Annotated in this window: 12 protein-coding genes and 4 tRNA genes; 3 read left to right on the top strand and 13 right to left on the bottom strand. The window is 53.6% G+C overall.

The window, feature by feature from the left end:
* Window positions 1-7: 7 nt before the first annotated feature.
* The 5 genes from DESHY_RS11545 to DESHY_RS11525 form a co-directional block, all read right to left on the bottom strand.
* On the bottom strand, window positions 8-982 hold the full coding sequence (locus DESHY_RS11545; protein ID WP_008412963.1) for an ABC transporter ATP-binding protein: 975 nt from the start codon (window positions 980-982) through the stop codon (window positions 8-10).
* Complete coding sequence (locus DESHY_RS11540; protein WP_048818100.1) at window positions 982-1,962, bottom strand: ABC transporter ATP-binding protein; 981 nt, start codon at window positions 1,960-1,962, stop codon at window positions 982-984. Before DESHY_RS11540 ends, DESHY_RS11545 begins: the two co-directional genes overlap by 1 nt.
* 12 nt (window positions 1,963-1,974) lie before the next feature.
* Window positions 1,975-2,865: a nickel transporter permease gene (nikC, locus tag DESHY_RS11535; protein WP_008412960.1), complete on the bottom strand. Its 891-nt coding sequence runs from the start codon at window positions 2,863-2,865 to the stop codon at window positions 1,975-1,977.
* A gap of 67 nt (window positions 2,866-2,932) precedes the next feature.
* Window positions 2,933-3,937, bottom strand: a complete 1,005-nt coding sequence (locus DESHY_RS11530) for an ABC transporter permease (protein ID WP_008412958.1) — start codon at window positions 3,935-3,937, stop codon at window positions 2,933-2,935.
* 140 nt (window positions 3,938-4,077) lie between these two features.
* Complete coding sequence (locus DESHY_RS11525) at window positions 4,078-5,664, bottom strand: ABC transporter substrate-binding protein (protein ID WP_174269716.1); 1,587 nt, start codon at window positions 5,662-5,664, stop codon at window positions 4,078-4,080.
* Between the two features lie 267 nt (window positions 5,665-5,931).
* Here DESHY_RS11525 and DESHY_RS13760 point away from each other — a divergent pair, with 267 nt between their 5' ends.
* From DESHY_RS13760 to rnhA, 3 genes are all read left to right on the top strand, one after another.
* Entirely contained in the window at window positions 5,932-6,081 is a 150-nt protein-coding gene (locus tag DESHY_RS13760; protein ID WP_008412953.1) for a DUF1540 domain-containing protein, read from the top strand.
* Window positions 6,082-6,190: 109 nt separating this feature from the next.
* Window positions 6,191-6,673, top strand: a complete 483-nt coding sequence (locus DESHY_RS11520; protein WP_008412952.1) for a hypothetical protein — start codon at window positions 6,191-6,193, stop codon at window positions 6,671-6,673.
* A gap of 326 nt (window positions 6,674-6,999) precedes the next feature.
* Window positions 7,000-7,464, top strand: coding sequence for a ribonuclease HI (gene rnhA, locus DESHY_RS11515; RefSeq protein WP_008412950.1), 465 nt, complete (start codon window positions 7,000-7,002; stop codon window positions 7,462-7,464).
* A gap of 10 nt (window positions 7,465-7,474) precedes the next feature.
* Here the strand turns inward: rnhA and DESHY_RS11510 are convergent, their stop codons facing one another.
* The 8 genes from DESHY_RS11510 to DESHY_RS11475 form a co-directional block, all read right to left on the bottom strand.
* Entirely contained in the window at window positions 7,475-8,188 is a 714-nt protein-coding gene (locus tag DESHY_RS11510; RefSeq protein WP_008412947.1) for a zinc ribbon domain-containing protein, read from the bottom strand.
* Between the two features lie 71 nt (window positions 8,189-8,259).
* Window positions 8,260-9,375: a Nif3-like dinuclear metal center hexameric protein gene (locus DESHY_RS11505; protein WP_008412945.1), complete on the bottom strand. Its 1,116-nt coding sequence runs from the start codon at window positions 9,373-9,375 to the stop codon at window positions 8,260-8,262.
* Window positions 9,376-9,381: 6 nt separating this feature from the next.
* Complete coding sequence (locus DESHY_RS11500; RefSeq protein WP_235695569.1) at window positions 9,382-10,110, bottom strand: tRNA (adenine(22)-N(1))-methyltransferase; 729 nt, start codon at window positions 10,108-10,110, stop codon at window positions 9,382-9,384.
* A gap of 348 nt (window positions 10,111-10,458) precedes the next feature.
* Window positions 10,459-12,339, bottom strand: coding sequence for a methyl-accepting chemotaxis protein (locus DESHY_RS11495; protein ID WP_008412941.1), 1,881 nt, complete (start codon window positions 12,337-12,339; stop codon window positions 10,459-10,461).
* 284 nt (window positions 12,340-12,623) lie between these two features.
* A tRNA-Val gene (locus DESHY_RS11490) sits at window positions 12,624-12,699 on the bottom strand.
* 6 nt (window positions 12,700-12,705) lie between these two features.
* Window positions 12,706-12,781, bottom strand: a tRNA-Glu gene (locus DESHY_RS11485).
* 72 nt (window positions 12,782-12,853) lie between these two features.
* A tRNA-Ile gene (locus DESHY_RS11480) sits at window positions 12,854-12,928 on the bottom strand.
* A 7-nt stretch (window positions 12,929-12,935) separates the two neighbouring features.
* Window positions 12,936-13,010 (bottom strand) — tRNA-Asn (locus tag DESHY_RS11475).
* Between the last annotated feature and the right edge of the window lie 62 nt (window positions 13,011-13,072).

Raw genomic sequence — 13,072 nt, 5'->3', positions numbered from 1 at the left:
GCCTTGTTTATTTTACTTCCTCCACCAGGTGGCAGGCTACCCAGTGGCCCGGTTTAATTCTTTTAAATACCGGCTCGTGGTGCCGGCAAATGTCCTGGCTGCAGAAACAGCGGGTGTGGAAACGGCAGCCCCGGGGCGGGTTAACCGGGCTGGGCACGTCGCCTTTTAAAATAATGCGCTGTTTCTTGGCCCGGGGGTCCGGCACCGGCACCGCCGACAGCAGCGCTTTGGTATAGGGGTGCAGCGGGTTGTTGTACAGTTCATCACCCCCGGCCAGCTCCACCATTTTACCCAGGTACATAACCCCGATGCGGTCGCTGACATGCTTCACCACGTTTAAGCCATGGGCAATAAACAGGTAAGTCAGGCCGAATTCCTGCTGCAGGTCTTTTAACAGGTTCAACACCTGCGATTGGATGGATACGTCCAGGGCAGAAACCGGCTCGTCGCACACGATTAACTTGGGGTTGAGGGCCAACGCCCGGGCAATGCCCACCCGCTGCCGCTGGCCGCCGCTGAACTCATGGGGGTAGCGCCGGGCATGGTAGGAGGCCAGCCCCACACAGGACAGCAGGTGCTCCACCCTTTTCTGGACAGCCGGCCCGCTGGCCAGTTTATACAGCTTGATGGGTTCGGCAATGATGTCGCCCACTGACATGCGGGGGTTAAGGGAAGCATAAGGGTCTTGAAAAATAATCTGCATATCTTTGCGCAGGGCCCTTAACTCCCTGGGGCTTGCCGCCAGCACATCCTGCCCGGCAAATTCCACCCGGCCGGCAGTGGGTTCCAACAGGCGCAGTATCAGGCGGCCGGTGGTGGATTTGCCGCAACCGCTCTCGCCCACCAAACCCAGGGTTTCCCCCTGGCGAATGTCGAAGGTTAAACCGTCCACCGCTTTGACCTGGCCCGATTCTTTGCCAAACAGGCCCTTGCGGATGGGAAAATACTTGGTCAGGTTTGCCACATGCACCAGTGCAGACACTATTGCACACCCCCTTCATACAGCCAGCAGCTGACCCGGCGCCCGGCGGCCAACTCTTGCAAAACAGGCCGCGCCAACCGGCAGCGTGGCCCGGCCTCCGGACAACGGGGCGCAAAGGCACAGCCCGGCGGCAGGTTGGTTAAGGGAGGTACCATGCCTTCTATCATATACAGCCTGTCCTGCCGTTCATTGATATGGGGAATGGACTTCAGCAGCCCCCTGGTATACGGGTGCAGGGGGTTATCAAATAACTCCGGCACCGGCGCTTCTTCCACCAGTTTGCCGCAGTACATCACCGCCGCCCGGTCGGCCATCTCGGCCACCACCGCCAGGTCGTGCGTAATCATGATAATGGCGGTGCCCAGCTGTTGTTTTAATTCCAGCATCAGATCCAAAATTTGAGCCTGGATGGTAACATCCAGGGCGGTGGTAGGTTCATCGGCAATTAACAGTTCCGGCCGGCAGCAAAGGGCCATGGCAATCATCACCCGCTGGCGCATGCCGCCGCTCATCTGGTGCGGGAAGTCGTGCACCCGTTTTTCCGGCGCCGGAATGCCGGTCAGCCTTAACATTTCAATGCTTTTCTCCAGGGCGGCCTGCTTGTTCAAACCCTGGTGCAGCATCAGGGATTCGGCAATTTGCTGGCCCACCCGGAACACCGGGTTCAGCGAAGTCATGGGTTCCTGAAAAATCATGGAGATGCGGTTGCCCCGGATGGCCCGCATTTCTTTTTCGGTTTTTTGCAACAAATCCTCGCCGTTAAATAAAATCTGTCCCCCCACAATCCGCCCGGGAGGATTGGGAATCAGCCGCATGATGGAAGTAGCGGTAATGCTTTTGCCGCTGCCGGATTCCCCCACCACCGCCAGGGTTTCGCCACGGTTCAGGTGAAAGCTCACCCCGTCCACCGCCGGTACAACACCGTCCTCCAGAAAAAAGTGGGTTTGTAAGTCTTTTACTTCTAATAACGTTTGTGTCATGGCACCCACCTCCTAGCGTCGCAGCCGGGGATCCAGGGCGTCGCGCAGTCCGTCCCCCAGCAAGTTAAAGGCCATTACCGTCAGGGTGATGGCAATACCCGGGAAAAATACCAGGTGCGGCGCATTAAACATATAACCGCGGCCGCTGCCCAGCATGGTACCCCATTCGGCATAGGGCGGCACAACACCCAGCCCCAGGAAACCGAGAGCCGAGGTTTCCAGGATGGCGGTGGAAATACCCAGGGTGGCCCGCACAATAACGGGCGCCATCACATTGGGCAGGATATGCCGGAAAATGATTTGCAGGTCGTTATTGCCAATGGCCCGGGCCGCCTGCACATACTCGTTTTCTTTTACCGACAGCACCGATCCCCTGACAATCCTGGCATACTCCGGGATAGAAACAATACCGATGGCTATAATGGCGTTTTCCACCCCGCGGCCCAGCACCGCCATTAAGGCAATGGCCAGCAGGATGGAGGGAAAAGCCAGCATAATATCCATTACCCGCATGATCAGATTATCCAGGCGGCCGCCGTAATAGCCGGCCAGGGAACCCAGGGTCATGCCCACCGACAGGGCAATGCCCACAGCAATTAAGCCTACCCGCAGGGAAATACGGGCCCCGTAAATAATGCGGCTTAATATGTCCCGGCCCAGTTCGTCGTTACCCAGCCAGTGCTGGGCGCTGGGCCCCTGCAGAGCTTTGGGCATATCGCTTAAATAAGGGTCGTAGGGGGCCACAAAGGGAGCCAATACAGCCATCAGGCTAAGGGCTAAAAGAAATACCAGGCTGACCATAGCCAGCTTGTTTTTGCGCAAACGGCGCCAAAAATCCGCCGCCGGCGAATAAGCCTGCTCCGCAGGTTGCTTAACCTGCACACTTGCTTGAGCTTGTGACATACAAAGCGTCCTTTCTTCTTAATGAGTGAAAGTTGGTTGGCGCATCAGGCAGTACCGTACTGTATCATTAAGAATACTTTATTCTGGGATCCAGGTAAGCGTACAGTATATCGACAATCAGGTTGACCACCACAAAGATGGTGGCTACCATAATCACGCCTCCCTGAACCACCGGAAAATCGCCGGCCAGGATGGCGTTAACAATAAAGCTGCCGATGCCGGGCCAGGAGAAAACCGTTTCAGTTAAAACGGCTCCCCCCAGCAGGGAACCCATCTGCAGGCCAATCACGGTGGTGACCGGAATTAAGGCGTTGCGCAGGGCGTGTTTAAAAATCACTGTGCCTTCTGCCAGGCCCTTGGATCGGGCTGTGCGAATGTAATCCTGGCGGATTACTTCCAGCATGGTGGATCTGGTCATGCGGGCAATGATGGCCATGGAATAGGAAGCCAGGGCCACCGCGGGCAGTACCAGGTGGCTGAGAGCAGACTTAAAGGCTGCCCAGTTGCCGGTTAACAGGCTGTCCAACAGGTAAAAATCAGTTATGGACGCCGGCTCCATGCCTACCGCAATGCGTCCGGATACCGGCAGCCAGCCCAGGGTAACCGAAAATAAAATAATCAACATGAGACCCAACCAGAAAATGGGCATGGATACCCCCAGCAGGGCACCCACCATGCTCAGGTAATCAAAGGCCGAGTATTGCTTAACGGCGGAAATAACACCCACCGTCACGCCGATAACGGTGGCAATCAGCATGGCGGCCATTGCCAGTTCCACTGTGGCCGGAAAACGGGCCAGCAGTTCATCCGTCACCGGCGCCCTGGTCATCAGCGAGCGGCCGAAATCACCTTGCAAAATCTGGCCTAAAAAGATACCAAACTGGACATACAGTGGTTTATTAAAGCCCAGTTCCTCCCGCAGGGCAGCCACCTGTTCCGCTGTGGCATGCTGGCCCAGCATAACAGAGGCCGGGTCGGCGGTAAACAAACGCAGCACCAAAAACACAAACAAGCTGATGCCAAAAAGTACCGGCACCAAAAGTATCAGTCGTTTGACAATGTATTTTAGCATTTCCATCCCTCTTTCCCCGGCCGGGGATTGTAATCAACGGTTTTCCCTTGTGTCAATTTCGCCAGCCCCTGAACATGAAGACACGAATATGGCTCTGGGGCCATATTCGTGCTTTCGTTCAGCCTTCATGGCTTGCATCACTACTTAATGTCGACGTTGCGGAAGTAAACAACGCCCACCGGGTGCAGATCAAAACCGACCACGTTCTTGCTAACCGCTGCCATGTCTTTGCTGTGGCTTAAGAATACCCAGGGTGCTTCTGCCTGAACAATTTTTTGCAGCTGGCTGTAAGCAGCGTTGCGTTCTTCCTGGGTTTTGGCGGTGCGGCCTTTCACCAGCAGCTCGTCCACTTGCTTGTTGGAATACTTGGCAGCATTCAGAGAACTCTTGATTTCCTTGGTTTCCAGCAGAGACAGGAAGTTGTCCGGGTCACCGTTGTCGCCAATCCAGCCATACAGCATAAAGTCGCCGTCTTTAACGATTTCCGGTGTGTAAACCTGTTTGTATTCTTTCCACGGGTAGGTCTTGATTTCTACATCAATACCCACCTTGCGCAAATCGGCCTGGATAGCGGCAGCCAGCTTGTCACCGCCCACCGGGTTATAAGGACGCACGGTAGAATAGGTTAACAGGGTTACCTTTAAACCGTTGGGATAACCGGCTTCTGCCAGCAGTTGCTTGGCTTTTTCCGGGTTGTACTCAGGTGCCTGCAGGGTTTTGTCATGGCCGGGCATAAAGCCGGGCAGCATGCTGTTGGGCAGTTCGGCCAGCCCCTGGTACAGGTAGCTGATCAGGTGTTCGCGGTTGATGGCATGGGCCACGGCCAGGCGCAGTTTAGGATTGTCAAAGGGTTTCTTGTTGCAGAAGAAAGCCAGGTAGTTAATGTTCATGCCGGGGTTTTTAATCACTGTCAGGCCGGCGTCTTCCAGCATCTTAACATCGTTGGGGTCAACCCCGTTCATGGCTTGAATGCTGCCGGTTCTCAGCTCGCTGGCCCGCACCGAGTTTTCTTTAACAAACTTGTAAACCAGTTTGTCGATTTTGGGGGCGCCGTCCCAGTATTCTTTGTTGGCTTCCAAAACAATTTGCTGGCCCTTCTTCCATTCCACAAACTTAAAGGGGCCGGTGCCTACCGGGTGCTCAATAAAATCTTTGCCGTACTTTTCTACCGCTGCCGGGCTGACAATGGGAGCAGCCAGCGCCATGGCCAGGTTAGCCAGGAAGGGGGCATAGGGTTCGCTCAAGATAAACTTAACGGTGTAATCGTCTACCTTTTCAACCTTTTCTACCGGGCCGAAGGTAAAGGAAGCATAGGGCATTTCATCGGTACGCTGAGGAGGTAATTGACGGGATACACTGAATACCACCGCGTCCGCGTTAAAGGGAGTTCCGTCGTGGAATTTAACGCCTTGACGAAGTTTGAAGGTCCATTCTTTGCCGTCCGGGGAAGCGGACCATTCAGTAGCCAGGGCCGGTTCAATTTCAGTACTGCCGGGCTTATAACGAACCAGGCCGTCATAAATGTTGACAATTGGGTTGGCAGATTCGCCGTCGTCAACATAAGCAGGATCCAAACCCCTGGGGTCGGAACCCTGGGCAAACACAAAAACTTTCGGTTGGGCATTGTCAGCAGCCGGTTGAGTTTTGTCACCGCCGCCGCAGCCAACCAGTGCCACCGCCAGCAAGGCTGCCAGCAGCAGCAAAAACATTTGCTTTTTCCGCAGCATCAACTTGGCATCTCCTCTCTTTAATCTGTTTCTGTTAAGAACTCCGTCCCGGTTCCCCTCCTCATGCATTTACACGAGACTAGTAATTTTTTCTACGAAAAATAACTTTTTCCTTCATAAAATTCAGGAAATATTTTGTATACTTTTTGGACACTTATTGTTTAAATATAACAAATGTATTATAATTATTCAGTTGGTTATTAGCAGTGAATTTTATCTCTCTGTCCGGGCATACTATAAGCAAGTCAAACAGGGAGGTGAAATGTCATGCCCAATATTAAATGTACAGTTACCGAGTGCGCCTACAACTCCAATGTTATGTGTGACGCACCGATGATTCAAGTGAACCATTGTGGCACCCAAAACTCCCATACCTCCGAAGAAACTCAATGCGACACCTTTAAACCCAAAGCCTGAGGCAAGCAAACCGCTGGCTGGCCGGTCATCATGACCGGTTTTTTTTATTTTTGGCACCTTTTTACATTTGAATTAATAAGATATAGCAAATCCTTATAGGAGGTTTGATATGTTTATGAGCGAAGAAATGGAAGCAAAGGGCAGCATGATGCCTCCCAAGGTGGCTCCCACCTTTTTGCAGCGTCTGTGTGACCTGCTGCATCAAAGAGTCACCGTTTCTCTTACCTGCCCCAACGCCAGCCCGGTAGCAGGTACCCTGCATGCGGTGGGCCAGGACTATATTGAATTGCATAACGGTAGCGGCAGCAATACCCAGGCTACCATTATCCCCATTTACAATATTTGCGCTGTTCAGGTGGCCGGCGCCAAAGATCAAATTTGCCCGCCGCCCCAACCCTACCCCGGCCAACCCCAATATCCTGTCAGCCCGGGCATGGGCATGGGCCCCGGCATGATGCCCGGCTGCCCGCCAACCGGCCCCTGTCCGCCAGGCGGCTGGTCTTCACCGCCCGGCATGGGTATGGGACCGATGCCCGGCATGATGGAAGTTAAAGACGTTAAAGAGGAAGCAAAAGAAGAAAAGGAAGCATAGTCCGACTGTCAATGCAAGGTTGTGAAAACAACACTTTGGATCTGTGACGATAATATATCCGGCAGACCGGCTGGCACGGTGACCTTTGAATGGTTATCATCCTCTGCTGCAACTGAGGATTAGATAACCATTCATTTATTTTCAATCCGGTTTATAGCCGGTGAACTTCAGGCAATTTTATCATCCCGTCTGTTGCCGCACCGGGGCAGCAGCAACGGGGGCAAATTATTTAATCTGCCGGATAAAACTTTGTTATGTAACAAGGCCATGGTATAATTACCTTGTTTTAATGGCAAATTGTGGCACAAGTAAAGTGGGGTTGATTTATGTCAAGTTTGAAAGAGGTTATCATTTATACCGACGGTGCCTGCTCGGGCAACCCGGGGCCCGGCGGCTACGGCGTGGTGTTGCTGTACAAGGGACACCGCAAAGAACTGTCCGGCGGTTTTCGCAACACCACCAACAACCGCATGGAAATTTTGGCCGCCATCGTAGGGCTGGAACAGCTTAAAGAAAGGTGCAGCGTCACTTTGTACACCGATTCGCAATATCTGGTAAACGCCATAGAGCAGGGGTGGGCAAAAAAGTGGCGGGCCAACGGCTGGATGCGCAATAAAAAAGAACCCGCTTTAAACGCCGACCTCTGGGAAAGGTTATTAAAGCTCTTAGAGTATCATCAAGTTAAATTTGTATGGGTGCGCGGGCATGCCGGCAACCCGGAAAACGAACGCTGCGACCGGCTGGCGGTGGAAGCCGCCAGGCAGCCGGATCTGCCGCCGGATATTCGTTGATCAGGCAAGTTTAAGAGCCGTTCCCGCTGGGCAGGAAGAGCAGGCGTCCGCAGTGATTGCAAAACACCATCCCGTCCCGGCGCTTTAATTGTTTCAGGATATCAAAGGGCAGCCCCAGGTGGCAGCCGGCGCAAGTGTTTTTAGTAACCATGCTGACCGGATTGTTGAACTTTGTTTTGAGCCGGCGGTAAACCTTTAGATAAGCCGGGTTAATTTCCTTAATTAATGAATCAATCTCGCCGGCCAGTTCCCTGCTGCGTGCCGCCTTCCTTTCTTTTTCTTGCAAATAGTTGTGGTGCTGTTCTTTATATTGCTCGGTCAAGCCGGCCAGCCTTTGTTTTTGGTCGGCCCATTCCTTTTGTATGTCTTCCTGCAGCTGCATCAGTTCCAGCTGCCGGTCTTCCCGCCGGGTTAAATCTTGTTTTAATTTGTCATATTTCTGCTGGTAGCCGGCAATTTCTTTTAGTTGCAAGCTGCCGTTGTAGATCAGGTTGTCGGTTTGGCGGCAGTTCTCCCTGAGCTGACCGGCCTGCTGTTCCAGCACGGCGGCCTGTTCTTTAACCTCTTGGTAGTTCGCTTTTAATTGCCGGAGGGAGTTTTGGGTTTGCTCTATTTGTTTTTTCAGCTCCCTTAGCCCCTGCTGCAGGGCCGGCGGGGCTTGGCAAATTGCGGCTTGTTCTTGCTCCAGCCTTTGCAAGCGCCATAATTTACCGGTGTCTGTCATATTACCACTCCTTCTGGTAGTTAAAATTACCTGCAAAACATAAAGGGACAGGGGCACCCGGCCCACTATCCCTAAAGAAACATAAAAGGATCTGATTGACGTTTGGTTAAAATAAATACAACATCCAGTTTTTGCTGCCGGCAGGCTTCTGTCAGCCGTTCTTGCAGGGCCGGCAGGATCACATGTTCAGTGGCAAAATGACCGGCGTCAATAAAGTTTAACCCGGCTGCCAGCATATCCTGAGCGGTGTGATATTTAATATCGCCGGTGATGAACACATCGGCCCCCTGGGCCGCCGCCAGCGGCCAAAGTTCTCCCCCGGCGCCGCCACAAACCGCCACCCGACGGACTTCCCGCCACATGCCGCCGCCCACCTTGACAGTGGCCAGGCCCAGTGCTTCTTTCACAGCAATAACCAAATCGGCGAAGCTCTTGGGGTTGGCCAGATTGCCTATTCTGCCCAGCCCGCCGGCAGCCGGCCGGTTTTCCAGGGCATACAGGTCGTAGGCCACCTCCTCATAAGGATGGGCAGCCAGCATGGCTGCCAAAACAGTTTTTACTTTTCCGGCAGGCACAATGGTTTCCAGGCGGATTTCTTCCACCCTGGCCAGCTCACCCTGCTCTCCGATAAAGGGATGGCTGCCCGACCGGGGACGGAAAGTGCCGGTACCCCGCACCTGGAAGGTACAGTCGCTGTAGTTGCCTATCCAGCCGGCTCCTGCTCCGGCCAACGCTTGCTGCACCGCCTCGGTATGCTCTGCCGGTACAAAAACTGCCAGCTTGTAATACTTCTCACCCCGGGCCGGCTGCAGGACGTCTGCCCCGCTGAGGCCCAGGCGTGCCGCCAGCAGCTCGTTGACTCCTCCCACAGCGCTGTCTAAATTGGTATGGGCAGCGTAAACAGCAATATTGTTTTTCAACAGTTCTGCCACCAAAGCCCCTTTAGGTTCATCCAAGCGAATGTTTTTTATCCCTTTCATAAACAGCGGGTGATGGCAAAGGATTAAATTGGCTTGCTTTTCCCGGGCCTCCTGCAGGATTGTCTGATCAACATCCAGCGCCAGCAGCACGGTTTTAACTGCCGCCCCGGGATCCCCCAGTTGCCAGCCGCTGTTATCCCAATCCTCCGCCAGCCCGCGGGGAGCAAAGGACTCGATTAAGGCAGCTATTTCCTTGCCGGTTGCCATCTTGCTTTAACCCCCTATCTCAAGTGCTGCGGCCAACTTCTCCAGGGCCGCCATTTTTTCTTTAATTAAGTCTGCTTTTGCCCTGGCTGCCGGTTGGCTGCTTTGCGTAAGCCCCCGGCCAACCTTATCGTATTTAGCAAGCAACCTTTGCAGATGTTCCCTTAATAAAGGGTGTTTTTTCTCCCACAGGCGGGGACCTACCTCTAAAAGCAACGGGTCTTTAATGTCCTCCTGCCCCGGCTCGGCCACAATAACCAGGTACAGCCGGTCGTCCTCCAGCAGCAGGGTTTCGTCAGCGATGGTCCAGCCGTGGTTTATTAAATACTGTCGCAGCTCCGGCTCATCCGCCATAGGCTGCAGGATCAGCCGGCGGGCAGCCGCTGCCACAACCGGGCTGTCCTGTAAAATATCCCTGATAGTGCCACCGCCCATGCCGGCTATCACAATTACATCCGCTTCACCCGGTTGCAGCACTCGCAGGCCGTTACCCAGGCGCAGCTGGATGCTGTCTGCCGTCCGGTATCTTTGAAGGGTAGCCCTGGCGGCTGCCAGAGGGCCGGGGCGCAGGTCGGCTGCGATCACCCGGGGTGCCCGGCCGGTCAGCACAAGGTAAACAGGCAGGTAGCCGTGATCTGTGCCAATATCAGCCACCAGGCTGCCGGCAGGAATATAGTTGGCCAGTGTTGCTAAACGTTGACTGAGCGTAATCATCAAAAACCTTACCTTTCTTGTCATGCTTACTTCGCCGACGCATCTGCAAATTCCTTTAAAGTATTGCCAAAATAAAATAACTTAGGCATTAACTGCCTAAGTCAGAGTGTCGACAAACATTAGCGGTGGTTTATGATCCCCTTTGGCTCCGGTCTACGCACCGACAGCACTATGATTCGCTCCGGTCGCCCTTGAGGTCGCCTCAAACGGGCCATCCTGGCCCGGTTCGGCTGGCGCCCACGTCCTGTGGGCGCCACCCCAATGGCTCCTTTCGCTCATCAAGTGCTGTTGCCGGTGCTTCGACAAGTCGCCGACAGGGGATCATAAAACCGCCTCACTTTGTTTACAACCTTTGTCTACAGTCTTAACTGCCTAAGTCATTTTAAATTGACTGATATGGTTCTGTAAATCCTCGGACAACCGGTTAAGCACGCCGGCGGATGCGGCCACCTGCTGGGCGGCGGCGGATTGCTGCTGCATGGCGGCAGCAATTTCTGTGCTGTTGGCGGTGGCCCTGGTACAGGCTGCCGCCACTTCCCCGGAGCGGGCCACCAAAACGTCCACCAGTGATTTGATCTGCCTGAATTTTTCACCCGTTTCATCAATTAAGCGGTGCCCCGCTTTAACCTCGTTCAGACCCTCATTCATACTGAACATAACATCCTGGGAGCGCTCGGTAATTTCCCGGATAATGTTTGCCACATCTTTTGCCGCCTGGTTTGACCTGTCTGCCAGTTTGCGCACCTCTTGCGCCACCACGGAAAAGCCCCGGCCGTGTTCGCCCGCCCTGGCTGCTTCAATGGCAGCATTCAAGGCTAACAGGTTAGTTTGTTCGGCAATCTCACCAATCAGTTGCACAAATTTGCTGACATCTTCAATCTGATGTCCTAAACTGCCGGTATCCCCGGCCAGGTTCTCCACCATCTGATGCAGCACCCGCATTTGCTGCACTGCCTGTTGCACCACCTGCTGGCCTGCCCGGGCCGCCTGGCCGGCCTGTTCAGAATAATCCGCCGTCTGCCGGGCCGTGTCCGTTAAATCTTTCAGCGAATAGGCCAATTGTTCCACCTGCTGGTTAGCCCCCTGCAGGGAGGCGCTGGTTTCTTCTGATGACATGCTGAGCGACTTGCCGGCCTCGCTCAGTTGTCCGGCCACCTCGCCGGTTTGTCCAAGCAACTGTCGAAAATTCTGCAGCATGGTATTAAAGCTGTGCCCCACCCGGGCTATCTCATCTTTACCCTGGACGGTGAAACTGCCGCTTAAATTGCCGCCGGCCACCACTGCCATATGTTCAGACAGCCGATTTAAGGGTTTTAAAATATTCCCGATCAACCAGTACATCACCAGCCCCATCACCAGCAGCGAAAGCACCAGGTGCAGGGCACTGTTTCTTAAAACTGCGGACAATTGCTTTAAAACTTCTGTACGATCCAGGTTGACCTTGACATAACTGATGGGCTGACCGCTATAATCATAAAGAGGTATAATCAGCACTGCAGATGCTGCATTGTTTTGGTACACCAGGTGATAGCCCCGGCCCGCCACCGCCTTTTTCACTTCCTCGTTGGGCACCGGCCAGGGATCTTGCTCGGCTGTGCCGGCCAGCGGCTTATCTTTGTCAACCTTTTGCCAGGCTACGCCGTTACCGGCATAGGGGTACATAAAGAATTCCCCGCCGCATTGTTCTTTCCAGCGAGCCAACAACTTGGCGCCAAAACCCATGCCGTACTCGGCACTACCCACATGCTGCCCCTGGTAATACACCGGGGCAACCACCCGGAAACCGTAACCGCCCCGTCCTTCCTCCAGCCCGGCCACCCATTTTTTTTCGTTATTGCACTGCAAAACGGTGGCCCGGAAGGATGATAAATCATCACCAAATTTTTGCGGCTGGTGCAAGCGCAAAAAAGAAGTGGCCGGTGGCAGGTGGAACTGAATTTGCTCAATTCCCTCCTGTTTGGCCCGGGCAAAAACCGGCGCAGTCAGCCGGTAAAGTTCTTCCCGGTTTCGCTCGGCAAAGGCCTTTTGCACCTCCGGCATTTCAATTAAGGCGCTAAGGCCCATGCCGGCAGCAGCAAACACTGCTTCCAGGTCGTTTCTGACGATGGATTCGATGTTGCGGTAACGCACTTGCTCTTGATCCAAAACAGCCTCGCGCATTTGCCGGTATCCCATGGCTACCAGCATGACCAGGGAGAGTCCCAACAGCACAAGCAGGGGGATCAATAATTTTGTTTTAACACTTTGCAGCATCCGCACACCCCTTACATGAAATATTTTAGGATTTTTTAACCTTTGTTTCCATTATTATTAAATTATCATTAAGGGGTGGGGTGCTAATGTCTTGTGCATTGCCTAAATTTCGACAAATTGCGGACACAAAAAAGGTCCGCTGGTTTGCATTATTGTCAGGAAAGTTATTCTGGTACAACTATAACAAAGACGGGACACCATTTTGAACTAAACAAATTGCAAATTCAATGGTACCGTCCCAAACCAAAATGCAAAAAAACCTCACCTAACGGTGAGGTTTTGCATGGTGGGCGATGACGGGATCGAACCGCCGACATCCTGCTTGTAAGGCAGGCGCTCTCCCAGCTGAGCTAATCGCCCGGTATATGGTGACCCCTACGGGATTCGAACCCGTGTTACCGCCGTGAAAGGGCGGTGTCTTAGACCACTTGACCAAGGGGCCGCATTTCATTTATGGGTTAATTTTTGATGCAGATTGTAAGAGGCTTGGCACCTCTCACACCCACATCTCAACTGGTGGGCCCACCAGGACTCGAACCTGGAACCCGCCGGTTATGAGCCGGATGCTCTACCATTGAGCTATAGGCCCGTTGATTTGGCTCCCCGAGCAGGACTCGAACCTGCAACCTACCGGTTAACAGCCGGTTGCTCTACCATTGAGCTATCGAGGAGCATCACCACGAAAGTTATTATACTAAAACAACTTTATCAGGTCAACAGCATATTGTTGTTT

It is taken from the genome of Desulforamulus hydrothermalis Lam5 = DSM 18033 (assembly GCF_000315365.1).
Lineage (GTDB): Bacteria > Bacillota > Desulfotomaculia > Desulfotomaculales > Desulfotomaculaceae > Desulfotomaculum > Desulfotomaculum hydrothermale.
This window is presented reverse-complemented; position numbering and strand designations above follow the sequence as displayed.